The sequence below is a fragment of the Caproiciproducens sp. LBM24188 genome (assembly GCF_054130445.1).
Genome location: NZ_CP196862.1, coordinates 1045549 through 1070490 on the forward strand (window position 1 = coordinate 1045549; position 24942 = coordinate 1070490).

A 24942-nucleotide genomic window follows, 5' to 3' on the forward strand; every position below is an offset into this window, starting at 1 on the left:
AGCAGGCATTTGTCAGCATGGTAGGGCAGGCCGAGTGGATGCTGGCGACCTATGAACATGGATTCTTTCTAATTAGGTGCCTAAGGTGCTTTGTTTAATTATTACCAGTTTATTGCCTAACTATTTTACAATAAATTAGTTAGGCAAATTTAAAAATTGTTTTATTTGCCTAATTTAACCGATATATGTTATAATTAATATATTATTACTATTGATGCAGCAGGAGGGAAAAATGAGCAGGAAACTATTTGAGAAACTCGAAGAATCGCTGAAATCCGTCTTACCAATTTGCTTGATTGTTCTAGCCCTACACCTCACAATTGCCCGTATGCCGCTTGGGACGTTCGCCCTTTTTCTTTCAGGAACGTTTTTTCTTGTGCTCGGAATGAGCATTTTTACTTTGGGTGCCGATATGGCCACCATGCCCATCGGGGAATTAATCGGGCATGAACTGACCAAATCAAAAAAAATATGGATTTTGATTTTGGGATGTTTTATACTAGGCTTTACGGTTACCATTGCAGAACCGGACCTGCAGGTATTAACCAAACAGGTACCGGCCATTCCAGATGGGGCACTGGTTGCCGCGGTGGCTGCTGGCGTCGGGCTCTTCTTGGTTTTGGCGATATTAAGAATTATTTTTCGGGTAAAACTGGCCTACATGTTTATCGTTTTATATTTAACGGTCTTTTTGGTCGCTGCCGTTGCCGCGCCGGACTTTCTGGCAGTTGCATTCGATTCTGGCGGGGTTACTACCGGCCCGATTACCGTGCCCTTTATTCTGGCGCTTGGCGCCGGGGTATCTGTTTTGCGCGGCGGGAAAAACGAAGAGGAGGACTGCTTTGGACTTTGCGCCCTGTGCTCCGTCGGTCCCATTCTGACCGTGCTGATTCTTGGCATCTTTTTTGATTCTTCCGCGAGTGGTTATGCGTTTGAAACTGCCAGCAGCGTGGACAGTTTTCAGGAGCTCGTGCTTCTTTACGCCAACGGCTTCCGCGTATTTGTAAAAGAAGTGATAATGGCGCTGCTGCCCATCGTCATTATTTTTCTTATTTTAAATGCGGTGCGGTTGAAGCTTCCCAAAAATCAGATGTTTAAAATCATTGTGGGCCTGGTGTATACGGTTGCTGGACTTACCGTGTTTTTGGTCGGTGTGAATATTGGTTTTATGCCTGTGGGCACTTATCTGGGAAGTACGTTAGCTTCTTTGCCTTACAACTGGATTCTTATTCCAATCAGCCTTTTGTTCGGCCTTTTTATTGTAATGGCCGAACCGGCGATTTACTTACTGAACCGGCAAGTTGAGGAAATCACCAGCGGTGCGATTTCCAAACGAATGATGATGATTGGCCTTTCCTCGGGGGTAGGTATTGCACTGGTTCTTTCCATGATTCGTATTATGAAAGGATTCAGCATTTGGTTTATTCTTCTGCCGGGTTACCTGATTGCTTTGGTACTTACGGCTTTTGTTCCAGAAATTTTTACGGCAATCGCATTTGACTCCGGCGGGGTGGCCGCCGGCACCATGGCTGCGGCGTTTCTGCTTCCGTTTGCAATGGGGGCGTGTAAAGCGCTGGGCGGGAACGTAATGACGGATGCCTTCGGAATTATTGCCATGGTGGCAATGATGCCGCTGGTAACCTTGCAGATCATAGGATTATCGTATAAAATAAAGCTAAAACGCATGCAGGAAACCGCGGAACCGGAAATTTATGCTGAAATATCCCAAGAAATTCCCACCCAAGCAGAAAGCGAAGCAGGAAATCATATGATGGGTGAATCGGAAGATTCCCGTACTTCGGAGGAAGGCGATGAAAATGGAGAACAGTAAAATGCAAAATCCGCAGATGGCTTTAATGGTAACGATTGTAAACAGAGGTTCCGGGGAGCGTGCAGCTTCCATTATAGCGGATGCCGGCTTCCATTTTCACCTTCTGACCCTAGCCAAAGGAACGGCCGATACGAAGCTGTTGGATTACCTGGGCCTTGGGGAAACCGATAAGGATTTAATTATTAGTATGATGCCTTTGGATGCTACAAAGAATATACTGGAATTGCTGGATACTCAAATCCAGTTACACAAGTCCGGTCACGGTATCGCTTTTACCATACCGATTCGTACGATCGGAAGCAGCTTGGGAGTACATGATTTAAGAGATTCCCTTCAGGCTGCGCAGGAGGAAAATAAAATGTTACAAAACAAGCAGTATGAGTTGATTGTTACCGTCTCGAACCGAGGCTATACCGATGATATTATGGAGGCTGCCCGCTCCGCACAAGCAACGGGCGGCACGGCAATCCATGCACGCCAGGTGGGTGTAAAGGAAGCGGAAAGCCTTTTTGGGGTGACCATTCAGCCGGAAAAGGAAATTATTTTGATATTGACTTTGCAGGAAAATCGGGATGCCATCATCCAGGCAATTATGGAACGTGCCGGACTTCAGACCAAAGCCAAGTCGATTGCCTTTTCCCTTCCGGTTAGCGATGTTGCCGGATTGGCCTAATAGGACCGTCAATACCGTTTCCAACCAGTGCCCAAAAGTTCTCTTGACGAGCGGCCTAGAATACCGTGGATCAAAATAACATCGGGTTCCATAGAGGAAACAGAGAAAAGCACTGTTTGCTGCGGAATTTTGATCTCTTCTTTCAATGAAGTACCATTTTACCATCGAAGCATATTATTTAATACAGGTGATTGTTGAAAGGAGAAAAGTGGAATGTCTTCAGGCACAGCAAATCGTATTGAGAACTGTAAAATTCCAATTGGCATCTTTAATACTTTTCGGAAGCTCTGGACCCAGCATGTGATGTGGACCCGCTCGTTTATTATTAGTACTGCGGCAGATCTGGGAGATTTGCAGCCGGTTACAAACCGGTTGTTGCGCAACCCGGCCGATTTTGCAAAGGCACTTCTGCCGTATTATGGAGAAGAAAGGGCAAAACAGTTCAGCGATTTATTGACGAAACAACTGAACGATTGCCGCGCAACTGGTCAACGCCGCAAAAGCAGGGGACACGGAAACCGCGAACGAGGAACGAAGAAAATGGTATTCCAATGCGGATGAAATCGCCGCTTTTCTGGCCAGTATTAACCCCTATTGGTCAAAAGTTCAGTGGACTCTTATGCTGCGCGATCATTTGAGGGTGACCGAAGAAGAAGCGGTCGACCGATTAACTGGCCAATATGCAAAAGATGTAGCACTTTATGACGTAATTGAAGATCAGGCATTGATGATGGCCGATTATATGGCAACTGGAATTTTAAAACAGTTTTTTATCAATCAAAATTGAGGCGAACCACCACATTTGTGGTGGTTTTTTCTTGCTCTATCGACAATAAAACAGGGGAAATTTGGTTCAATCTTTGTCCATAAAATGCCTCAAGGAATAGAAACGGCAGCCGTAGCGGGTACGGCCGCCGTTTTATTCTTTTCATCACTTTTCTAAACGCACATCATATTATGTAAATTGTAAATAACAAAATTCCGTAAGAAAGGTGCATACAAAATGGATGCGCATGATTTTGACAGTAATGAATTAAAAGATTACGGCCCAATGCCAATTGTAGTGAATATTGAAAGGGTTACCAAAGAGAACGATACATTCCGTACCGCTTTATGGACGGGAAAACATATGCAGCTCACCTTAATGAGCATCAATGTCGGCGATGATATCGGCTTGGAAAGACATCAGAATGTCGACCAATTTCTCCGGATTGAACAAGGGGAAGGGCTTGTAAAGATGGGAATGGATCAAAACAACCTGAGTTTTCAAAGAAAAGTGAACTCCAGCAATGCGATTGTAGTACCGGCAGGAACTTGGCACAATTTAATTAATACAGGAAATGTACCATTGAAGGTGTATTCAATTTATGCACCGCCGCAGCATCCTCATGGAACGGTTCACAAAACAAAAGCGGATGCAATGGCAGCCGAATAATTTACCGGGATCAGCGCCTTGTTCTTGAACAGGCGCTTTTTTTGTGATACGAAACTCAAAATATCCGTGCATCATCGACAAGAACTTTGAAAATACCTTCGGCGCAACACTCAAAATTGGCAGGAGAATTGTATAAATAATGGATGGAAATCCAACCATACTAATACCAAAATTAGGCGTTTGCCGTGCCGGTATGCAAAAGGCTTTACTGGTTTACTCGTGAAATAGAGAAGGGTAAAATAATGATACGAAATAAAATATCCAATATTATATTATGGATTCTATCCATTTCCTTTTTGTTAATCACTGTTATCCTGTTATCCACCACGTGGGCCGCAATCTTTTTTATCATCCCTGCCGTTTTACTAAATCCATATGTCAACAAGCTATTATGGGACAAATTTAATTTTCACAATAAAGCATGGATTAAAATAATAAGTGCCATTCTTCCGTTTATTTTTTATGGCATTGCAGTTCCGACTACCTCAACGACTCCGAATCCAAATCTTGTTTCCTCTTTGCCAAGTTCGGCCGTCATATCTTCTTCTGAAACCTCTCTACCATCCGTCATTCCATCTTCCTCGTTTATTCCCTCATCCAGCAGTCAGGTCGTAATATCGTCCTCTACCGCTCAAACCATTCCAGCAGTTCCCGCTGTGGGAGCTAAGCTAAAAGTGCATTTTATTGATGTTGGTCAAGGAGACTCTGAATTTTTAGAGTTGCCAAACGGACAAACAATGTTGATTGATGCAGGTGAAGCTGAGTATGGGTCTGGAATCGTCAGCTATATCAAAGGGCTGGGGCATACCAAAATTGACTATTTAATCGCTTCTCATCCACATGCAGATCATATTGGCGGTATGGCTACCGTAGTCAATGGTTTGAATATCGGCAAAATATACATGCCGAAAAAATCCACGACCACCAAAACATTTGAAGGTTTACTGACTGCCATAAAAAACAAAGGACTACAGGTGAATATCGCAAAGGCAGGACAAAACTTGCTCAAGGCCGGGAATCTGAACATTGATATTATCGCCCCTGTTAATATTACAGGCGATGACCTGAACCAGTATTCAGCAGTTATTAAGGTCACCTATGGCGCAAACCGGTTTTTGTTCATGGGGGATGCCGGAAGTACTTCGGAAGCACAGATCTCCGCGGATGTATCGGCAGATGTTTTAAAAGTAGGGCATCACGGCAGTAATACATCCACATCGCAAACCTTTTTAAATAAAGTTCGTCCGAAATATGCTGTCATTGAAGTGGGAAAAGGAAACTCTTATGGGCACCCAACTGCGGCAACACTGACAAAGCTTCAAAATATTGGAGCTGCCATTTATCGAACTGATAATGACGGTACCATTATTTTCACATCGGACGCAAAAACCATTACCATAAATAAAAAGTCTGCCACGATAAAACAACAAGCGCCCCCGACTGCGTCGTCAAAATCTTCTGCGGCCAGTTTCAAAGCTGCCGCGTCTAAGCCTTCCACAAATAACAATCAAGGCATAACCGTTTATATCGCAGATACCGGATCAAAATATCATTTAAGCACCTGCCGCACGCTGAAGAAAAGTAAACATGCCATATCGTTGGCAGAGGCAAAAGCGAAAGGCTACACTGCGTGTGGAATTTGTCATCCCCCAGAATAAGGAGTAAGGTATGAAATATACGATTGATCGTTTTGAAGGCGAATTCGCCGTTGTAGAATTGGAAAATCAGCAATTTGTGAATATCCCTCGGTCTGCTATCCCTATGGAAGCCAAAGAAGGGGACATCCTCAATGTTCAGGTGGATCACGAAGAAACAGAGAAAAGAAGAAAGCACATCCAAAAGCTTATGGATGATGTATGGGCGGATTAATCACCTGCAAAAAAGGAACGCCAAGCACGCTTGGCGTTCCTTTTTTCTTCTTCGAAATCATTGAAAGGACTTTTCATTACTAGAAATTCCTTTGTTTAGCTGCTCCTAAATCTATTTTGCTCAGGAAATAACTTTATGTAGTGGCTTGAAATATAAACCATTCATCCTGAACCAAGAACTGGCAAATACCGCCATGCTTTTCTACAATCTGAACCATACTTTTTGTGCCGTAACCATGCCCCGGTTCGTTGCATACCGGAAGGCCCTGATGAAAGATCGGTTCTGCCTGGTAACGGTTGCGAATGTCAAGGCACAGCTTCTTATTTTTGGAGTACATACGCAGTTTAATGCAGCGCTTTTGGCTGCCCGTTATGTTTTTACAGGCATGTATGGCGTTTTCCAAAGCGTTTGACAGTAAGGAACAAAGTTCGGTGTCGCTAAACGGAACCGCGTCCGGCAGCTTCGCATCGACCGTCAAAAGGATTCCGGACTGTTTTGCTTTGGAGGCGAAAGAGGACAAAATTAGGTTGATTGTTTCATTTTCACAAAAGCGAATGGGTGTAATGGCGTCTATATCAGATTGGGCTGTTTGCAGATATTCTTTGATTTCCTCTAGGCAGCCCTCATTGGCCAAACTTTGCAAAAGCGCGAAGTGGTGGCGCATATCATGCCGATAGGCTGCCGCATTGTGCTGCATCTCCCGCAGGGAAACCAGTTCGGTCTGAGCCTGGCGCAGCTGTGTATCCAAAATATCATGCTCTTTTTGCATATCTGCCTGTTTTTGCGTTTCGATATCGTAAAGAAGGATAAATACGAAATAAAGTGCCGATGTTACGAAAGGCAGAAATTGTACGACTGCTCGTGCCCCACTGTACATAAGATCGGTATAAACCGTAGTAGCATGGTCGAATAAATAGTAAAATGCCGGCACAATGCCAAACAGATGGCAGGATTTAACCGAGCGTTCCATTAGATTCCGAACGGGTTTCACCACATATTTTTGTAGGTAAAAGTACATTAGAATGGTCGCCGCAATATAGCTGAGGTGGTTGATCGAAGCGCTGTGAAAAGCGCCGCCTGCAACGCTGCCAATCCAACGGGGAGGCTGGCAGCACAGGAAAGAGGCAAATACGCTGACGATGGAAATCAGCCACGGGCGCTTTAAGTACACGACAATAAAAACAGCCACAGGCAAATGGGAAAGCAGCGGATATATTTTGATGGTCATGGCCATACCCCAAAAACGCACACTTAGGATTTGCAAAACGAATAAAACAGCGGTAAAACACCCAAACGCCAGGTAATTTTTCTTTGTGCGCCCGATTCCGGCGAAACGAACCGCTACCGCCGTACCGAATAACAGGGCAGCCAAATAACGAGAGAATTCAATGATAGTCTCGATCATTCGTTTACTTTTCCTCCATTTGATACTCCAGGTACTGTCTTTTAATCTCCCGCGCCTTGCCCTGTGCAACCGGAACCGACGCGTTGGTCTGCAGGGTAACCCGGTGATTTTCAATGGTATCTACATACTGCATATTCACAATATAGGAGCGGTGAGTTTTGACAAAGCACCCATACCCCAGAAGATGACTGCAGACGGAAGAAAAAGATTCTGTGCATTCAATTACCTTGCCGGACAGCAGATGATACAGCACATTTCTGCCGATGACCTCAGCAAAAACCAAATTGAGAATCAGAATTTTTTGGATTCCCTCACTGCTCTTTACAATAATCGCATTGTCTTTTTCCTCCACCTTTCTTTGCTCCAGCAGCTCGTCAAAGGTTAAGAATAATTTTTCTTTGGATATCGGCTTTAATACATAGTTCAGGGCTTTCACCGAATAGCTTTCCAAAGCAAATTCGGGCGAGGAGGTAAAAAACACAATCGCCGCGGTTTTATCAAAAGCACGGATTTCCTTTGCAACATCCATGCCCGTAAAGCCCGGCATAATGATATCTAGGCAGTATATATCAAACCGCTTTCCTTTTTCTAATACGGAAATCAAATCAAATCCGTTTGGAAAGGCGGCATATTCACAGTTTAATTGTTTTGATACGCGGTATAAATTGATAAGTTGTACGAGATTGGACAGCTCGTCAAGATTGTCATCACAGACCGCAATTTGCAGCATAAGCATTCCTCCATCCCAAGTTTAACATATCTTAGCAATTAAAAACCATGATTCATGCAAAAAAAACATATTTCGTGCAGCTAATCTTTTTTTCAAGTCCTTTTTTGATAGATTAAACTCAGAAAATGAAACGGGCGGCAAAATCATCACAGTCCAAATTCAAAGCCACAGCATTGGCTCAGCGGCGAAGTGATGTTTGTCAACCCATAAAACAAAAAGGAGGTTAGGATGCTGCCAATTTTCATCGCTGTCCTTGCAATGATTGCGATTTTTGTTCTCTTGGTCATCTTTACGCAGCATAGACTGGTGATGCTGGATGAAAATACCGGAAATGCCATGAGTCAGATTGGGCTGCAGCTTTCAAACCGTTTTGATGCTTTGACTGCCCTTTTGGAGGTGACAAAAGGCTATGCCCCGTATGAAAGCGAGGTACTGGTTGAAACTATCAAATCCGGAAGAAGCATGATTACAGCACGTTCTACGCCAGCGGATGTGCTGCAGCAGGAAAGTGTTTTTTCTAAAGTATGGGGCAGGATTTCCGTGGTAACAGAGCAATACCCGGAATTAATGGCAAACTCAAATTATAGGAAAACAATGGACGCAGTGGAAGCTTTTGAAAATATGCTGCGCAGCAGCCGATTGATTTACAACGATAGTGTAACAAAGCTGAACCGAGAAATTCGAATGTTCCCGGTTTCCATAATCGCTGGGATGTTAGGCTTTTGGCAAAAAGAGTATCTGGAGGAGCCGAAGCCAAATATGAAATAAATGATTCATCATTCGATGCGGCCTACAATTCATAACGGACAGGGGGGAGGAAAACGTATGACTTATGCCTGTGAAGACTGCGGCTTTTTATTTTATCGGACAGGGGAGGTAGAGAAACGCCCCTCCTGTGAGAAAACCAATATCCGTTTTGCAACGCAAGAAGAAGCTCAAAGGTTACAGGAATTTATGGAAAAGGGAAATTGTTATCTTAGCTAAAGGAAGAATAAGCCTTATGAACAAACGCGTACTCAGCTTGTTTCTTTCGCTTTGCATGCTTATCACCATGTGGCCGGTTTCGGCAATGGCGAAAGAAGTACATACGACCAGGACCGGCGGAATAATTATTGAATTTGCACCGCTATCTCCAAATCGCGGAGATTAGAAAAATGAACCCAAATTTTAAATAAAGCTAGGGTGGAAACAAATGTCGTTTCCACCCTGGCTTTTCCGTGTTTCATTTTGCCGCCTACGGAAAACGGTAATAATTCGTACGGTCAGTCCTGCTGATGGGGAACTACTTGACTTGTTGGAGCAGGGCAGGCGGACTTTTCAAGAAAGGACAAACTCGCTAATGCTTCGGCAGATAGCCGGAACGTCAGCATGACTTACAAATTCGAACTTCACTTTTCCTAACCCGCTGAACCACAGCTCTAATTCGCTATCAAGATCGAACACCCCTGCACTTTCGACCGAATATACTTGAATTTTGCTGTATGGGAGCGAAGTGAAATCTTTTTTCTTTCCGGTTAATCCTTGAACATTTACGGCAATAATTCTTTTTGTTGTAAAGACAACATAGTCCCGAACGCTCTGAAACGCGGAAATAATCGTTTCGCCGTTAACAAATAATGGCTGCAGCTGAGCCTGAAATGTGCTTGGGTCTACCGGTCTTAGCTTGAGAAATCTTGCATTCGAAAAATCAATCATGAAAAGCACTCCTTTTTATTAACAATATCGGTCTGTAAGATTATATTTCTGTGAAATCCTAAAATGTTATTTTCCGCTGGTATCCCGTCCGCTATTCTCAGTAGTAGGCGGGATTTTCTTTTTGCTTGTTTCCAGTGGAAGACACAGATTGTAAATGAATTTATTTTTATGGTGAATCATTAATTGAAAACTGCCTATGTATCACATGAAAAAGCCTAAAAACGCATCAATACTGCGTTTTTAGGCTTTCAGGGGCAGAAGGACTTGAACCCTCTTGGAAATCGCTAAAACCGGCTATATACCTATGTTGTGGGCCTTTTGTGTTGCATTTCGTGTTGCATGCTTTTTGCACTTTTAGATCTATTTTTGACCTTTAACAATATGCTTTCAAAATAGCTATTGATTAGCATGTCCGCTTCATTGAGATCATTCTCTAGTACCACTTGATATATATTTTTCATAGTTTGTATATTATTCCATCCCCCGCGCGCCATAATGAGCTTGTCCGCAATATTTAGGGTAATGCCAACGGTTGCCATAGACCGGCGGAGATCGTGAAATTTAAACCGCCCTATACCAATATTTTGGCACAGTCTAGGGAAATGCTTGCTCAAAAGTCCGGGACTAATATTAAATATCCTATCCCCATCTTTTGGCAATTCCTTCAACTTCTCGGCGATATACGGCGGCAGGTTTAGCGTCCGTGTTGAGTATGTCGTTTTTGTGCTCTTAACAACCATTTTGTGGTCTTTGTCCGGAACCATAGCTTCTTCAATCCGAATTGTATTTTTTTCGAAGTCAATGTTATCCCACTTTAGTGCGAGTATTTCCGACCGACGCAAGCCTAACCACAAAGCAAGCAAAATCGGTATCTCAATTATATCACCATCGATACTATAAAGCAACTTAGCTATCTGCTGTTTGTTCAGCGCCTTAGTTGCAGGCCTTTTTTGCTGTGGCAATGTAATTTTAGGAATCGCCCAATCGGATCTGTATTGCCTCAAAATAACCGTTAAAATGCCGTATATATTTTTAACGGTTTTTGGCGAATTTTTTTCTGCCTCTGTATTAATTGCGTTTTGAATTATATTTTGCGTCAGCTTATTTAACTTTACGGTACGTATGCTTTTTAGATGATTTCGCTTAGCATTATCTAAAAATCGAATAGTAGACGGCGAGAGAAGATTGCTTTTCAGACGCATATATTCATCGATTGCCTGTTCAACTGTTAAATTCGAACTGTCAGAAGCGATTTCTTTATACCTTTCCTGCCATTCCAATGCTGCCAGATTTGCCTTGCGTTCGGTGCTTTCAGTAAACGATTTGTATATTCGCCTTCCGTTTGCGTCCTTTCCGGCGTACACTTGAGCGCGCCACATTCCACTTGGTAACTGCTTTGCTTTAGCCATAAAAATACCCTCCTATTGATTTTGGAGGGCTGAACTGGTACGCTATAATAGCGTTTATACGTACGCTGTCAGCCCTGCTGATGGTGGCCGCTCGTTCCGTATGCAAGACGGAGCGGGCAAATTTTTTATTATAGCCTACACGCTATTCTGGGTAGCGTGTAGGCTTATTTTTTATCCATTCTGGATTCAATACCGCAATAACTTTCCCGTTGCAACGGATAGAATCATTCATGGGAATTGCTTCGTATTTATGATTAAGTGATATTAGTTCATTGTTTCCAAGCTTTTTTACATATCCGCAGCCGTCCATTGTAAATAGCCCGATGTCACCGACTTCAAGTGGTTCATTAGCAATTAGTAAAATATCGCCATCGTGATATTTAGGCTCCATGCTATCGCCAGCCACTGGAACAGCAAACGCGGTATGCCGTGTCATATCATTATCTAATACGTATACCGTTTGAAATACTTCTGGTCCCAAATAAGTCCCTTTACCAGCGGAAGCAGATTGCATTGAAACCCTCAAAGGAATAATTTTTGCTTGTTCCTGTTGTTTATGAAACTCAAGGGGGCTATGTCAAGAGAAGTTCGCAATTTGGGGACTCCACGAAATGAATTAAGCTGCGCTTAGCAGAAGTGTCTGAATCGATTTGGGATTCAAATATGCTCTGGAAACGGACCAGTCTTCAGCGTATTCCATGAGATATGTTGTAACCAACCGCAGATAGGAATCTTTGTTTGGGAATATCCCGACGACGTTGGTTCTGCGCCGGATTTCCTTGTTCAGCCGTTCCAGCATATTGGTCGATGAGATTTTACGGGCATCAAGCTCGGGGAATGCATAGAAAGCCAGTGAGTCCTCCAGCCCGTCTTCCAGAAGCTCGATTGCTTTGGGAAACCGCTTCCCATATTGCTCCGACAACTGTTTTGCGCGCTGTCGCGCTAATTGGACGGAAGGCGCCAGCCAGATTTCTTTCAGTTGGACCGCAAAGGATTCTTTTTCTTTCTGCGGTATATGGGCCAGAATATTTCGCATGAAATGCACTTTGCAGCGTTGCCAGGATGCGCCGGGAAAACTTTCTCGGATGGCGGCAATCAGCCCTTTGTTCGCATCGGAAACCACCAGCAGCGGTGTTTTCAAGCCGCGATCCAAAAGACTTTGAAACAACTGGGAATAGCTCTCTTTGGATTCGTCCAGCATCGGCTCCACGGCGAGAATGTCCCTGTGCCCTTGCTCGTTGACGCCGCAGACAACCATCACCGCCATGCTGACGACACGGCCATCCATACGGACTTTTTCGTACAGGGCATCCGTCCAAATGACAGGATAACGAGTATCCGTCAGAGAACGGTTGCGAAATTCCTGTACCTGTTCATTGAGCCCTTTTGTCATCTCACTGACCTGACTGCGGGAGAGGTTCTCTATCCCCAGACTGTGAGCCAACTTTTCCATCTTCCGTGTGGACACGCCCTGCACGAATGCCTCCTGAATAACCTGTACCAGCGCCGCCTCGCTGCGTTTGCGTTCCGTGACAAAGAACGGGATATATCCATGGCTGCGCAGCTTTGGCACCATGAGATACATCGTCCCTACGCGAGTATCCAGCCTCCGGGGACGATATCCGCAGCGGTAGTCGCTTCGAGACGGATTATGCGCATTCTTTTCCGCTCCCACAAGGCCGGAAACCTCCGCCTCCATCAGTTGAGCGCAGAGCCATTCCAGCATACTGAGCATCGGGTCGGGCTCCGCCATACATTTCAGTAGCAATTCCGTAAGATCTGTGTTATTCTTTCCTTGAGTCATTGGGGCCAACTCCTTCTTTGAATGTCTTGACACCATTCATTTTAAAGGAGTCCCAATGGCTTTTCTATACCTTCTCGAAATTGCGAACTTTATTGTACTCTATCAGGGCATAGCAACGGATATTTATACGTCCGAGTATTACCACACTCTGTTTGACATTGAACAGTACACCGGGTTCCGGTTTCCGTATTCTCAACCCGCCACGTCAGCCATTCGGAAGGTGATTGAGCAGCCGGTATTCGGCATGGATATTTCGGAGCATCTCTGGCGGCAGGATATCGACACAGGGTTTCACATTCGGCAGGTGCTGAACAATATGTTCGTGACCGGCCGGCCGCCGCAGGACTTCGCCGATCAGCTTCAAAAAGCAATCGGCGCGATTCGGGTAGACAAAGACGGAAACGTGACCGGAACAGGCAAAAAGTATGAAGCATACCGATTGCTGTATAACGAATCTGCTCATGCGGTAAATCAGGCACAGTTGCAAGCCTACCGCGACGACGGCATCGATGAATACGAGGTTGTGGCTACACTGGATCGGGATACTTGCGATATATGTGCCCCGCAGGATGGAAAGCATTATCCGGTGGAAAAAGCAGTAGAGGGTGAAAATCATCCGTCGTTTCATGTGAATTGCCGCTGCACTACGGCGCCGTACATACCGAATTTGAACGATTTAAGCAGTACGCGTATTTCCCGCGACCCGGTGACGGGTAAAGCCGTTCCGACCACGGCACAGACCTACGACGAATGGAAAGCACAGCAGGACGAGAAATACGGCGCGGGTATGGTAGACATCGAACGGAAGAAAGCGCAGAACGAAGCTTCCGATTTTGAGCAGTATCAAAAATATAAAGTAATTTTCAAAGAAAAATTACCGCAAACCTTTGCTAATTTTCAAGATTTGAAGTATAATAATCATGAAGAATGGAAGCGGCTGAAAGAGAGTAAGCAGAGCGTTCTAAATTCCAGAAACTTCAACGAAATCCAGAATTTAAAAGGCAAACTTGGTAATCTGGAAACCCGACTTTGGTATAAAGCGCAGGACAAAAAGATACCGGATTTAGTTGATAAATCTCAATCGCTGGAAAATCAGGCACGTCAGGCGAGTGAACTTCGGAATCAGTTTCGGACACAGGCTCGCGATTTGATGAAAGACCAAGAGGTCAGGCGCCAACTTGATCTGAAATACCCGAATCTTCCGTTTGATTATTATGTAAAGAAATACTCGAAACCGGATCCCGATGGGACGGTTCCTACAATGGATGAAGTGTACCGGATGATTATTAAAAAATCTACTACATCGAACAAAACGTTTGATAAAAAGGCAGGTGTAAAGGATGAAAGTTGATATTTTGGTGCTTGACAAAGTTGTGCAACTTCGCATTCCGGATTCGGATATGTCTAAGTTCGACAACCTTGAAAACATGCTGAAAACTTTACCCAACGTGAAGTTTATAAAAAAGTCAATGACATTCGAAACACCGATTATTGACTATGAATATCAAGGCATAGAATTTTCACTTTTGTTCGATGAACAGGAAAGTGAAACTTTCATCGTGGTACCCAAACCTTTTGATTATCAAAAAATTCAAAAGTTTATTGAATCATTGAGCTGATACCACCTGCTGAAACGGCAAGGTGGTATTTTTATACCTGTTTATTGAACGTCCCGCCATTCGGCAGGGCGTTTTAAAGAAAGAAGAATTTTTAATGAGTAAAAAAGCAATGTTGTCACAGCCAATGGCAGGGAAAACCGAAGACGAAATCAAAGCAACAAGAGAAAATGCAATTACTGTCCTAAAATCCAAAGGATATGAAATTGTAAATACTCTTTTTACAGATGAATGGTACAGCAAAGAGCGGATGGAATCGCGCGGCGTTGTCCAGATTCCTCTTTGTTTTTTGGCAAAATCTCTTGAAAACATGAGCCTTTGTCATGCGGCCTATTTCTGCAAAGGCTGGGAAAAAGCGCGGGGCTGCAAGATTGAACATGATGCAGCGGTCGCATACGGTCTTGAAATTATTTACGAGAAATAAGCGAAGCTGATTATGAAGCGCTCCAAATAGGGGCGTTTTTTAATACCAAATTTACCCGTGGCGCGCGGGACAAAACAATGCGCACCGCAATACCGGGACTGGCCGGATAAAAAGGATAGCGGGTTGGAGGTTATTATGTTGGAATGGTTAAAAACAATTTTAGGCGACGCCTACACCAACGACATTGACAAAAAAGTTTCCGATGAAATCGGAAAAGGCTTTGTTTCCCGCGCGGATTTCAATGCCGCCAACGAAGCTAAGAAAACCCTTGAGGGACAGATTGCCGAGCGGGACAAGCAAATCAAGAGTTTTGAAAAGCTTGCCGGTGACAATGAACAGCTCAAAACGCAGCTCTCACAGGCGCAGGAAGCAAACAAGACCGCCAAGGCCGAGTATGACAGTAAATTGAAAAAAATCATGCTCGACAGTCGGGTTGAAACAGCTTTGCTTGCCGCCAAAGCAAAAAATACCAAAGCTGTCCGCGCACTGTTAGACGAAAGCAAAATTTCCCTGGACGGTGAGAATGTTCTTGGCTTAAATGAGCAGCTTGAAGCTCTCAAAAAAGATGCGTCGTATCTGTTCGGCGAAACACAGTCACAGAATCCCCCTCCGCCAGCAGGAGGGAAACCTGCGAAACCGCAGGATGATTTAGCAAAATGGGCGGCGGAAGCTGGCGTCACGCTGCCAAAGACTTAAACTTTAAGGAGGCTATTTGTTTATGGCTAACACTTTTGCAGAAAAGGTCACGAAGTTTATTCCGATTCTCGATCTGCTGTATGTTCAGAACGCGAAAACATCTGATTTGGACGATTCCACACTGGCTACGCAGTTTGTCGGGACAAACAAAGTCAAGTTGCCAAAGGTATCCGTGGATGGTGCCGGTACCTACGACCGCGATAACGGATATGTACAGGGCTCTGCCGGCGTGAGCTGGGAAGAGCATACCTTGCAGTATGACCGAGGCCGGAAATTTCGCATTGACGTAATCGATAACGACGAGGTTGCTTTTGATTTGTATCGCCGTGTCGCATCGGAGTATGTCCGTACAAAGGAAGTTCCGGAAATTGACGCCGTGCGGTTCGCTGAAATTTATGCCGCGGCGAAACGCGACGGCAGTTTGGCAACAGTGGTAGAGAAAGACCTGGGAACATCCGACAGCATCCTCGATTTATTCGATGCGGCTGAGGCGACGATGAACGAAAAGGAAGTTCCGGAAGAGGGACGTGTCCTTTATGTCACCAATACGGTCTACAAGATGCTGAAATCAGACGCGAAGATTTCCCGACGCATTGACGTCGGTCAGGCAAATCCGAACATCGACCGCCGTGTTGAAATGCTGGACGGCATTACCCCGATTATCAAAGTCCCTCAGTCGAGGTTCAACAGCCTGATTCAGCTCAACGACGGCAAGACCGCAGGACAGACCGCCGGTGGCTACAAGACAATTACCGGCAATAAGCCGATTAACTTTGTATACGCCCGCAAGGCGGCTCTTCGTGCTGTGATTAAGCGGAATGCGGATAAAATCATTACACCGGATGTCAACCAGAGCGCGGACGCATACGACATTTTCTATCGTCTGCATCATGATCTGATTGTAGCAGACAACGATACTGCCGGAATCTACATTCACACGGCGGCCACCGCGCAGGAATAAGGAGGATTGACCTATGACTTACGTAAAACGCAGGGGCATGATTCTGCTGGTGGATGATTCACAGGTTCAGAAATATACCGGGGAAGGGTTTGAAGTTTATACTCCACCTACAACCTCGGAGAAGAAGTCGAAGAAAGGTGCTGCAAAAGAGCCTCCGGCAGTTCCGGAAGCCGGTGAGAAAGATGTCAGTACAGGCAAGTGACGTCCTCGCAGTAATTAAGAGCCGCCCGGCAACCATACCGGACGGCTTTTCTGACGCTGCGATTGAGTCCTACATTGACGAGGCTAAATCAATTATGCTCGAATGCTGCACGCTGCCGCAGAACATTCAGGAAGTGCCCGATGTGCTGAAATATCCGTGGGTGGAGATTGCAACCGTGCTGATGAACAACAGCGCAGCGCTCACCACAGGCGCGGTAACGCAGCTCCACGAGGGTGATTCTACTGTATCAATCGGCAGTAAGAAAACCGCGCAGGCGCAGCTTTACGACAGCCTAAGCGTGAACAACGTCCGAATCATGAACAGTTTCCGAACGTTGTTTTGAGGTGATGGATGATGACAAACCTGTTCGAAAGACTCTGGCATGACACGATGGATATTTGCCGCTACAACGATGACGGCAGCCTGCCGGACACTCCAACGTATGCCGGACTAAAATGTCACTATAGTATGGGAACCGTCCAGCCGGTCGGTACGGATTCCGCCCCGACGATGCAGAGCACAAATAAACTGTTCTGCGCACCGGACGTCGATATCCAATCTGGCGATTATATTGAGGTCACACAACGAAACGGTAATAAGGTCAATCTCACTGTGGGAGAGGGATTCTCATATGCATACAATCAAGAGTTTTGCGTGACGAGGACTGATACGGCATGAGTAACGTAAGTGCGAACGCCGCTGTTATCGACCGGTACCGAAAAGAGCTTCGAGCTATGCTCGGCGACATTTCGCAAATCGACCGGAAAGTGTTGACGTCTGCGGTCAACGAAGGGTTGAAAGACGTCAAGAAAAACACTCCGGTTGGACAATACCCCAAGGGTTCCGGCAAAGTGGGCGGCACGCTGCGGAAAGGCTGGCACACAACGCCTACTCGGCCTGCCGGCAAAGGCATACAAAAGGGGCTCGAGAACAACGTCTACTATGCGCCGTATGTGAATGACGGCCACCGTATTGTAACCCGCAAAGGTGTAACGGTCGGCTACGTAGAGGGGAAGCACTTTCTCGAGCGCGCCAACAACGTTGTGGAAAAGACCATGATTCGAGAGTTTAACGCCGAGATAGAGAGGGTGAAAGCGAAACATGACGGATGATATTATTACGGCGATAGAAGCACGGTTAAAAGTGCTGCATCCTTCTGCTATGGTTTATCGCCATTATCAACCGCAGAATTTCAAAACGCCCTCTTTTCTTATCTCTGTTATCGATCAGGACTATGGGCGGCTGTTGCGCGGCGCTTATACCGGCAAGCTTTCGTTCGACGTGCAGTATTTTTCCGGCGCAAAGTCGGTTGACATTAAGGCGATTCGCACTGATTGCGTCTCAATGCAGGAAATGCTCCTGCGCGGAATGAATTTGGTCGGCCGGTTTCGCTGTATCAACAAAAATGCGCGGATAACGGATAACGTACTGCATTTTCTATTCGACATTAAGTATTCAGAGCGGGCGGTTGTCATGGACCCGCTCATGAATTCCATGACAAATACGGCAAAGGAGAAATAATATGGCAGGTACATGGACAACTCAAAATAAGGCTCTTCCGGGCATTTATATGAACTTCCAAACGAATGCGCCGCTGTCCATTACACCGGGCGACCGCGGAATTGTGGCGCTGTTGCAGGAAATGACTTGCGGCGTAGTGGGAGAAATCTATGAGATTACGGCGTTGGATGCTTCAAAGTGGCCCGAAAAAGCGACAGCAGAAGATAAATTCTTGGCAGGAGAAGCGCTTAAAAAGGCCAAAACGGTCAAGGTATATAACCTTGGAACGGAGCATACGACAGAAGCGCTTACTGCCGCTCTTGAAGCTCTCAAAACAGTCGATTTCGACGTGCTGTGTTATCCCTTTCCGGCGGATACCTATTCAGAAAACCAGAACACAATTAAAACTTGGGTTACATCGATGGTAAACGACGAAGGGCGATATATTCAGGCGGTACTCGCCGACTTTGCGGCTGATTCTGAAAGCATCATCAACTGTGCGCACGCTGTCAAACTTTCCGACGGCACAGAACTGACGAACGCGCAGACGACTGCGTGGGTTGCAGGTGTTACGGCAGGCGCAAAGGTCAATCAGAGTAACACCGGAGCGCAGTACGACGGGGCAATTGATGTTATCCCCCGCATGACGAAAACGCAAATGGAGGAAGCTGTTTCCGCTGGTAAGTGGATTTTCAAAGTGGATTCCGAGCAGAATGTGACGGCGGTGTATGACATCAACTCCCTGACTACGTACACAGCAGAAAAGTCAAAATCCTACCGTAAGAACCGGTTTGTCCGGCTTATTTCCGGTATTAACAACGACATCACAACTATCTTTGAATCGCAGTACGAGGGTAAATTCAACAACAATGCAGAAGGTCGCTCGGCGTTCAAAACAGTGCTTGTTGGCTATTTCCTCGAACTGCAGAATAAGCAGGCAATTCAGAATTTCAGCGCTGACGACGTAACGGTCGAAGCCGGAGAAGATTCCGATGAGGTGGTTGTTACGGTCGGTGTACAGTCCGTAGACAGCATCGAAAAAGTCTACGTGACCGTCAATCTGTCATAAGGAGGGAAAATAGATGGAAGAAGCAAAAACACTGTACAGTGATACCGTCAGCGGCCACGAAGGGAAAGGCTATATTACAATCGACGGGCACAACCGCGAAGCTTTTGAACTTTCGAAGTTCAGTGCGAATATTGAACTGACGGTATCAGAAAAACGCATGCTTGGCCATCGTATGACGCAGCATAAGGTCACCGGGGCGAAAGGTACCGGATCCATGACGATGTTTCACATGAATTCCGAAATGATAAACTACGCGAAAAAGTACCTGAAAAATGGTACTTTTACCGGGTTTACCATGCTGGTACTCCAGGAGGACGAACAGTCTACCGTTGGTAAGCAAGAAATTGCTTATTACGGGGTTATTCCTACGAAACTTCCTGGCTCGATTTTGGACGACAGCAGCGACGATGGCGTGACGTTCGATACCGATTTCACTTTTGACAGTTTTGAAATCTTGTCGAGTTTCGGCAATCCGGCAAATCTTTAATTCGGCTTTGTAAAGTAAACATGAAAGATTAAGAAGGGAAATCAGCCAATTGCTTCAAGCGACGAGGAAAAGCTTGCGTTTGCTTCTGGCAGAAAGGTTTAGGCCCGCAACTTGTGCCGGGGTCAGACCGTCAAGAGCGGAATGAGGGCGGACAAAATTGTAAAAGAAGAGAAAAACCGCGATAAGATTGTTGGCGGAATCGAACGAGGCAAATCCCTGTTTGGTTTTGTACCACGCCTTGAATTGCTTGTTAAAGCATTCGATCAGGTTGTTGGTAATATCATCGCTGAAGCTCTGGACCCGGATATGTTTCACGCCAAGCACTGCTTTTACAGGAACTTTGTAAGCACTGTAGCGGTCGGTGACGATGGCTCCGGGTTTACCGAGATGTTTAACGGAATTTAGTAAGGAAAACGCCTGAGGGCTGTCCCTGTGCCTGGAAAGGTGGAAGCTGAGAACAAAGCGGGTTTCGCTGTCCACAATTAACCAGAGGTAATACTTCATGCCTCGGATTTTTACTACAGTTTCGTCCGCGTGCCATTCGTCGGAGTTGAAATTGAGCGTTGGCATCAGTTCAAGCGCGATGTTTTGAAACAAAGGCGCGAATTTCGTACACCAGTTACTGATAGTAGTGTGGGAAACCTGAATATTCATGACAGTACGCAGAATCAAAGCAATATTACGGAAAGAGTTTTTTCCCAGATAAAACATCGACAGTGCCGTCAGGATAACATGCACTGGATAACGCATCCGCTTGAAATCTGTTTTCCCCGACAGCTTCGACATGGAAGGTGCCGTAACGGCAGCCGGTTTCGGCACAAAAATGGAATGGCCGCACTTCTTGTCGCAGCATTGGTAGTTTGAGTAGTATTTGTGGTCATGGTGAAGGAACATGGCTTTTCCGCAGACAGGGCAAGTCGGATAAGGACGCACGCGCGGCCTTCCGGGTTTGTCAGCCGCATGGGCATCCGGCGCAAATTGATGCCCGCATACACGGCAAAGATATTTCTGGTTTCCATATTTATCTTTGCCATAACGATAAAAGTTTTGATGGTTGTTGCATTTCGGACAGCAAATCTGGTATGATTTTGTCATGAGGACTCGTCTCCTTTCGGGAGTACATTGTTTTGTGTCAAAACCATTGTACCAGAAGGGCTGACGAGTCCTCAACTTTCATTTAACTTTACAATACGTTTAATTCGGAGGGGAGTAAATGAATAGTCTTGCAGCATTTCTTCACCCGGTAAAGGTGGAAAATAAAAGAGTGGTTATTTCTGAACGGTTCCAAGAAGATGGAAAGCCCGTCGAGTGGGAAATCCGGGCGGTCTCCGAAAAGGAGAATAGTGCACTGGAACGAAAGTACACCAAAACGGACCGAAAAACCGGCGCACAGCAACTTGACCGTGTTACATACGCTCATGCGCTTACAGCAGCCGGTGTCGTGTTCCCCGACCTGACAAATGCAGAACTGCAAAAAGCCTATGGGGTTTTAGGCGAAACCGAATTGCTCGGCAAGATGCTGACAGTTGGCGAGTTTGCAAAGCTGTCCGAAGAAGTTTCCAAGCTGTCCGGTTTGAATGCAAACGACATCAACGAGCAGATTGAAGAAGCAAAAAACGCATAAAGCAGGGCGACCCAGATTTTAATTATGCACATTTCGCCCTGCAAAAATTGCACATAAGGCCGTCCGCGCTGGCAAGAATGAGTCAGCGCGAGCGGGCTTTTATTTATGCCTCAATTGATCTGAGGATCGAAGCTGAGAAGCGAGAAGTGGAAAAAGCAAAACGAAAGAGGTGATACCATGCCATCGCTAAGGTCAATATTTACCCTGCAGGATAATTACAGCCGATCAATGGATCGCATTTGGACCAGCACGCAGCGGGCCACCAGTGGAATTGATCGAGCAAGTTCTGCCGTTGATAATGTAAATTCCAAGTTTACTGCAACGGAAAGTTCTGCAGGCCGGCTTACATCTCGGTTGACGGGGTTAGCCGCTGCGTTTCTGAGTATTCAAACCATCAAAAAAGGCATGGAAATTTCGGATACATACACAAATATCAGCTCGAAATTGTCCTTGATTACCTCTAATGCAGCTCAGCTAAAGTCACTGCAGAATGATATATTTGCTGCTGCCGACCGCGCGCGGGGTTCCTACACCGATATGGCTGACACTGTGGCAAGGCTTGGTATCACCGCCGGTTCACAGTTCGGAAGCAACCAGAATATCGTGAAATTCGCCGAGACGATGCAAAAAATGTTCCGTGTTGGCGGTGCCAGCACGGCAGAACAATCAGCAGCAATGTTACAAATTACGCAGGCCATCGGCTCTGGTAAATTGCAGGGTGATGAATTTCGCTCTATTATGGAAAATGCACCGATGGCGGCGCAGGCGATCGCAAAATACCTCGGAACAAGCACAGACAAGTTAAAAGAATTGTCGACCGATGGCAAATTAACATCTGATGTGATCATCAACGGTGTGTTATCCGCATCAGCATCAGTAGACCAGCAGGTAAGTAAAATGTCTTATACCTGGGGTGATTATTGGAACAAAATCAAGAACGGGGCGTATCAGGCATTTGGAGAGACATTCGGAGACGAAAGCAATTTACTTGAATCGCAGAATTTTCAGAACATGGTAAACGTGATAATTGCTTCTTTCAGCGTTTTGGCAAAAGTAGCAAATGACGTTATGACTGTGATTGCCGACGTAGGTGGATTTATCGCTGATAATTGGTCTATTATTTTGCCAATACTTTTAGGAGCCATTGGAGTATTTGTAGCTATGCAGCTGCCTATTTTGGCTGCCGCTGCTGCAACTGCATGGAAAACGATATGTGATTGGGCTGAAACGGTTGCTATTTTGGCCATGATTGCCGCACAAGATGGTTTAAACGCCGCGCTTGCCGCTTGTCCTATTACGTGGATAATCGCTGCAATTATCATCGCGATCGCCTTGGTTTATACCATTGTGGCTGCAGTTAATAAATTTACAAATCAATCTCTAAGCGCTACAGGAATTATTTTAGGTTCGGTGCTGTTTCTTGCCGCTACTGTTTATGATATTCTTCTTGGCGCCCTGAATGGCATGATTCAACTTATTTGGAGTATCTTTGTTTACCCGTTTCTTGGAATCATCGAATGGGTTCTGAACGCAGCGAATGGCGGGTTTGATGGCTTTGGTGGCGCCGTAGCAAACTTAATCGGGCAGATTATCGGGTGGTTTCTCTCGCTCGGCCAAATCGTTACAAAAATCATTGATGCAATATTCGGAACAAACTGGACTGCCGGCCTTGAATCGCTCAAAAACAATGTAACGGCATGGGGAAAAACTGACAAAGCTATTACTATAAATAAGTCAGCTCCTACAATAGGACAGCGCTGGGATGAAAAGTCAGCGTGGAATGTCGGATATAAATTCGGGCAGGGTATAGACGCTAAAATTAACAACTGGATGAAGAATCTCGGCCAAACGACGTCCCAAAAAACATTGCCAATGTCCCAAAAAACATCGCCGACGCCCAAAACCCCTATCCCCGTCACTGGCACCGGCGCGGACGGCTCAGTCAAAGTTAATATTGCGGATCAGGACTTGCAATATTTACGTGACCTGGCTGAAAAGCAGTATATCAACAAATTTTCTACGGCGGTTTTGTCTCCAAAGCTGTCCGTGAGTTTTTCAGGAAACGTCGGGGACAAGAACGACCAACAGCAGATTTATTTCACAATCAGTAAAATGTTGCAAGAGGAACTTGCAACCGCAGCGGAGGGACTTTACGAATGAATTATGCGGTGTTTTTTCAGTATGGGAATACAGTCATTAGGCTGCCGACAAACCCGGAGAAAATCGAAAAGACTTCTACGCTGGCAAGCGAAAAGTATGCAGTGTTCGGTGTGGGGCAGATTGCTGTTCCGACTTATTTAGAACTTGCGGAATATTCGCTGGAAGATGTTGAATTCCCTCACACCGCTTCTCATTACGTTGAAACGTCCGGCTCTTTTGAAGGGCCGGACTATTACGAGAATCTGTTTAACACTTGGAGAGAGAATAAATACCCAGTGCGGTTTATTGCCCGGAACGGGATTACAAAAGATATCAATACACTGGTGTTGATTGAGGAATGCAATGTATCTGAAATCGCTGGAGAAGAAGGGGATAAGTATTTTGACTTCAAACTTCTTGAATACCGTGAATTCGGATATAAGACTGTTATAGCTATGCAGACGGGAACCATAGCAAAAGCGATGGCTGCTCCGACGACGACAAAGAATCCAAAGGTCAATCAGACCTATACCGTGAAATCAGGGGATTCGCTGTGGGCGATTGCAAAGAAGTTCTACGGAAATGGTGCAAAGTACACGGCGATTTATAACGCAAACCGGAGCAAAATCAAGAATCCAAATTTGATTTATCCAGGACAGGTGTTGACAATTCCATAAAAAGACCCGGCCTCTCAATAGAAGTCAGGTCATTCGTTTATAACGTTACGCTTATTCCGCTTGCATGGGAACTTTGCCGAAATTCATTTATCCACCTTTGAACTTTTATAGGATTTTGAATCTCAAATCCGATATAAGCAACTTGGCTGTCTTTGAGATACGTAAAAATCAAGTACCGTGTTATAGTAGTTGTTTTCTTTTGCTTTGCCCTGCCGCCAATCATAGCACCAATTGGCCCAAAGAGAACTGCACCACCAACTGCTCCGCCAATGCTTGAAACATATTGTTTTTGTATTTCGGTATCGGTTTTTATACATATATCAGTAATTTTATCATTTGAAAGGTTAAAAGTATTACCTCCGGAAATGAAAACAAACCCGTTAGGGTTGCGCTGAATTACGCATCTTACGCCTTCTGGTAGTGGGAGCCCAGCGAAATGTTTAACCGTAATAGTTGACAACTTCACACTTTGAGATTTCACTTTTTCTTCTTTGGACTTGCCTTTAATAAAAAATAAGAGCAGCCCGATAAGTGTGAATGCGGTAACGGCCGGCATTGCTGAAAGGCGGTACTGCTGATTTACAGAGCCTATTAGTATTAATGCAGAGAGTATCCACAATATTATGGCCACAACTTGTCTTGTTTTCATATGTTCTCCCCCTCATCATATTTCTACTGCTATGATAATCCTTATAT

General features: G+C 45.2%; 30 protein-coding genes and 1 pseudogene. 23 read left to right on the forward strand and 8 right to left on the reverse strand.

Annotated features, from left to right (window positions below; genetic code table 11):
* The first annotated feature begins 232 nt into the window (after nucleotides 1–232).
* The 7 genes and pseudogenes from ACSVDI_RS04955 to ACSVDI_RS04985 all read left to right on the forward strand — a co-directional run bounded on the left by ACSVDI_RS04955 (nucleotide 233) and on the right by ACSVDI_RS04985 (nucleotide 5808).
* On the forward strand, nucleotides 233–1831 hold the full coding sequence (locus ACSVDI_RS04955; protein WP_457945221.1) for a DUF1538 domain-containing protein: 1599 nt from the start codon (nucleotides 233–235) through the stop codon (nucleotides 1829–1831).
* A complete protein-coding gene (locus ACSVDI_RS04960) occupies nucleotides 1818–2504 on the forward strand; it encodes a hypothetical protein (RefSeq protein ID WP_457945222.1) in 687 nt (228 codons plus the stop codon). Before ACSVDI_RS04955 ends, ACSVDI_RS04960 begins: the two co-directional genes overlap by 14 nt.
* A gap of 213 nt (nucleotides 2505–2717) precedes the next feature.
* Nucleotides 2718–3065: a hypothetical protein gene (locus ACSVDI_RS04965; RefSeq protein WP_457945223.1), complete on the forward strand. Its 348-nt coding sequence runs from the start codon at nucleotides 2718–2720 to the stop codon at nucleotides 3063–3065.
* A 58-nt stretch (nucleotides 3066–3123) separates the two neighbouring features.
* The gene (locus ACSVDI_RS04970) at nucleotides 3124–3291 is read left to right on the forward strand and encodes a hypothetical protein (protein WP_457945224.1); all 168 of its coding nucleotides are present in this window, start codon (nucleotides 3124–3126) and stop codon (nucleotides 3289–3291) included.
* 243 nt (nucleotides 3292–3534) lie between these two features.
* Nucleotides 3535–3939: pseudogene (locus ACSVDI_RS04975) on the forward strand (cupin domain-containing protein); the annotation flags it as partial.
* A 242-nt stretch (nucleotides 3940–4181) separates the two neighbouring features.
* Entirely contained in the window at nucleotides 4182–5597 is a 1416-nt protein-coding gene (locus tag ACSVDI_RS04980; protein WP_457945225.1) for a ComEC/Rec2 family competence protein, read from the forward strand.
* A 10-nt stretch (nucleotides 5598–5607) separates the two neighbouring features.
* Nucleotides 5608–5808 carry a DUF3006 domain-containing protein gene (locus ACSVDI_RS04985; RefSeq protein ID WP_457945226.1) on the forward strand — a complete coding sequence of 67 codons (201 nt, stop codon included), beginning with the start codon at nucleotides 5608–5610 and terminating at the stop codon, nucleotides 5806–5808.
* A 133-nt stretch (nucleotides 5809–5941) separates the two neighbouring features.
* Here ACSVDI_RS04985 and ACSVDI_RS04990 read toward each other — a convergent pair whose 3' ends face one another.
* Complete coding sequence (locus ACSVDI_RS04990; protein ID WP_457945227.1) at nucleotides 5942–7213, reverse strand: sensor histidine kinase; 1272 nt, start codon at nucleotides 7211–7213, stop codon at nucleotides 5942–5944.
* Nucleotides 7214–7217: 4 nt separating this feature from the next.
* Nucleotides 7218–7943, reverse strand: coding sequence for a LytR/AlgR family response regulator transcription factor (locus ACSVDI_RS04995; protein WP_457945228.1), 726 nt, complete (start codon nucleotides 7941–7943; stop codon nucleotides 7218–7220).
* Between the two features lie 228 nt (nucleotides 7944–8171).
* Here ACSVDI_RS04995 and ACSVDI_RS05000 point away from each other — a divergent pair, with 228 nt between their 5' ends.
* Nucleotides 8172–8711 carry a LemA family protein gene (locus ACSVDI_RS05000; protein WP_457945229.1) on the forward strand — a complete coding sequence of 180 codons (540 nt, stop codon included), beginning with the start codon at nucleotides 8172–8174 and terminating at the stop codon, nucleotides 8709–8711.
* Nucleotides 8712–9260: 549 nt separating this feature from the next.
* Here the strand turns inward: ACSVDI_RS05000 and ACSVDI_RS05005 are convergent.
* The 4 genes from ACSVDI_RS05005 to ACSVDI_RS05020 form a co-directional block, all read right to left on the reverse strand.
* Entirely contained in the window at nucleotides 9261–9638 is a 378-nt protein-coding gene (locus ACSVDI_RS05005) for a PH domain-containing protein (RefSeq protein ID WP_457945230.1), read from the reverse strand.
* 302 nt (nucleotides 9639–9940) lie between these two features.
* Nucleotides 9941–11047, reverse strand: coding sequence for a site-specific integrase (locus ACSVDI_RS05010; protein ID WP_457945231.1), 1107 nt, complete (start codon nucleotides 11045–11047; stop codon nucleotides 9941–9943).
* Between the two features lie 142 nt (nucleotides 11048–11189).
* Complete coding sequence (locus tag ACSVDI_RS05015; RefSeq protein ID WP_457945232.1) at nucleotides 11190–11561, reverse strand: S24 family peptidase; 372 nt, start codon at nucleotides 11559–11561, stop codon at nucleotides 11190–11192.
* Between the two features lie 102 nt (nucleotides 11562–11663).
* Nucleotides 11664–12851, reverse strand: a complete 1188-nt coding sequence (locus ACSVDI_RS05020; RefSeq protein WP_135661204.1) for an IS256 family transposase — start codon at nucleotides 12849–12851, stop codon at nucleotides 11664–11666.
* 55 nt (nucleotides 12852–12906) lie between these two features.
* On the opposite strand from ACSVDI_RS05020, the gene ACSVDI_RS05025 reads away from it, so the two are divergent.
* From ACSVDI_RS05025 to ACSVDI_RS05080, 12 genes are all read left to right on the forward strand, one after another.
* Nucleotides 12907–14202 (forward strand): minor capsid protein, encoded by a 1296-nt coding sequence (locus tag ACSVDI_RS05025; protein WP_457945233.1) that lies wholly within the window; start codon nucleotides 12907–12909, stop codon nucleotides 14200–14202.
* Nucleotides 14192–14470 carry a hypothetical protein gene (locus tag ACSVDI_RS05030; protein WP_457945234.1) on the forward strand — a complete coding sequence of 93 codons (279 nt, stop codon included), beginning with the start codon at nucleotides 14192–14194 and terminating at the stop codon, nucleotides 14468–14470. Before ACSVDI_RS05025 ends, ACSVDI_RS05030 begins: the two co-directional genes overlap by 11 nt.
* 94 nt (nucleotides 14471–14564) lie before the next feature.
* Nucleotides 14565–14891, forward strand: a complete 327-nt coding sequence (locus ACSVDI_RS05035) for a DUF4406 domain-containing protein (RefSeq protein ID WP_457945235.1) — start codon at nucleotides 14565–14567, stop codon at nucleotides 14889–14891.
* 138 nt (nucleotides 14892–15029) lie between these two features.
* Nucleotides 15030–15587 carry a phage scaffolding protein gene (locus ACSVDI_RS05040; RefSeq protein ID WP_457945236.1) on the forward strand — a complete coding sequence of 186 codons (558 nt, stop codon included), beginning with the start codon at nucleotides 15030–15032 and terminating at the stop codon, nucleotides 15585–15587.
* A gap of 22 nt (nucleotides 15588–15609) precedes the next feature.
* Complete coding sequence (locus tag ACSVDI_RS05045; RefSeq protein WP_457945237.1) at nucleotides 15610–16548, forward strand: hypothetical protein; 939 nt, start codon at nucleotides 15610–15612, stop codon at nucleotides 16546–16548.
* 13 nt (nucleotides 16549–16561) lie between these two features.
* Complete coding sequence (locus tag ACSVDI_RS05050) at nucleotides 16562–16750, forward strand: hypothetical protein (RefSeq protein ID WP_457945238.1); 189 nt, start codon at nucleotides 16562–16564, stop codon at nucleotides 16748–16750.
* Complete coding sequence (locus ACSVDI_RS05055; RefSeq protein WP_457945239.1) at nucleotides 16731–17093, forward strand: hypothetical protein; 363 nt, start codon at nucleotides 16731–16733, stop codon at nucleotides 17091–17093. Before ACSVDI_RS05050 ends, ACSVDI_RS05055 begins: the two co-directional genes overlap by 20 nt.
* An 8-nt stretch (nucleotides 17094–17101) precedes the next feature.
* Entirely contained in the window at nucleotides 17102–17428 is a 327-nt protein-coding gene (locus ACSVDI_RS05060) for a hypothetical protein (protein ID WP_457945240.1), read from the forward strand.
* Nucleotides 17425–17862 (forward strand): HK97 gp10 family phage protein, encoded by a 438-nt coding sequence (locus tag ACSVDI_RS05065; RefSeq protein ID WP_457945241.1) that lies wholly within the window; start codon nucleotides 17425–17427, stop codon nucleotides 17860–17862. Before ACSVDI_RS05060 ends, ACSVDI_RS05065 begins: the two co-directional genes overlap by 4 nt.
* Complete coding sequence (locus ACSVDI_RS05070; RefSeq protein ID WP_457945242.1) at nucleotides 17852–18271, forward strand: phage tail terminator family protein; 420 nt, start codon at nucleotides 17852–17854, stop codon at nucleotides 18269–18271. The genes ACSVDI_RS05065 and ACSVDI_RS05070 overlap by 11 nt, the downstream gene beginning before the upstream one ends.
* Before the next feature lies 1 nt (nucleotide 18272).
* Nucleotides 18273–19319, forward strand: coding sequence for a phage tail sheath subtilisin-like domain-containing protein (locus ACSVDI_RS05075; protein ID WP_457945243.1), 1047 nt, complete (start codon nucleotides 18273–18275; stop codon nucleotides 19317–19319).
* Between the two features lie 13 nt (nucleotides 19320–19332).
* Nucleotides 19333–19806, forward strand: a complete 474-nt coding sequence (locus tag ACSVDI_RS05080; protein WP_457945244.1) for a phage tail tube protein — start codon at nucleotides 19333–19335, stop codon at nucleotides 19804–19806.
* Nucleotides 19807–19860: 54 nt separating this feature from the next.
* Here ACSVDI_RS05080 and ACSVDI_RS05085 read toward each other — a convergent pair whose 3' ends face one another.
* Nucleotides 19861–20901 (reverse strand): IS6 family transposase, encoded by a 1041-nt coding sequence (locus tag ACSVDI_RS05085; RefSeq protein WP_059031389.1) that lies wholly within the window; start codon nucleotides 20899–20901, stop codon nucleotides 19861–19863.
* 118 nt (nucleotides 20902–21019) lie between these two features.
* On the opposite strand from ACSVDI_RS05085, the gene ACSVDI_RS05090 reads away from it, so the two are divergent.
* The 3 genes from ACSVDI_RS05090 (at nucleotide 21020) to ACSVDI_RS05100 (ending at nucleotide 24246) form a co-directional block, all read left to right on the forward strand.
* On the forward strand, nucleotides 21020–21430 hold the full coding sequence (locus tag ACSVDI_RS05090) for a phage tail assembly chaperone (RefSeq protein WP_457945245.1): 411 nt from the start codon (nucleotides 21020–21022) through the stop codon (nucleotides 21428–21430).
* A gap of 177 nt (nucleotides 21431–21607) precedes the next feature.
* Nucleotides 21608–23590: a tape measure protein gene (locus ACSVDI_RS05095; protein ID WP_457945246.1), complete on the forward strand. Its 1983-nt coding sequence runs from the start codon at nucleotides 21608–21610 to the stop codon at nucleotides 23588–23590.
* The gene (locus ACSVDI_RS05100) at nucleotides 23587–24246 is read left to right on the forward strand and encodes a LysM peptidoglycan-binding domain-containing protein (protein ID WP_457945247.1); all 660 of its coding nucleotides are present in this window, start codon (nucleotides 23587–23589) and stop codon (nucleotides 24244–24246) included. The genes ACSVDI_RS05095 and ACSVDI_RS05100 overlap by 4 nt, the downstream gene beginning before the upstream one ends.
* Nucleotides 24247–24283: 37 nt before the next feature.
* On the opposite strand, the gene ACSVDI_RS05105 is transcribed toward ACSVDI_RS05100, so the two are convergent.
* Nucleotides 24284–24895, reverse strand: coding sequence for a hypothetical protein (locus tag ACSVDI_RS05105; protein ID WP_457945248.1), 612 nt, complete (start codon nucleotides 24893–24895; stop codon nucleotides 24284–24286).
* Nucleotides 24896–24942: the final 47 nt, after the last annotated feature.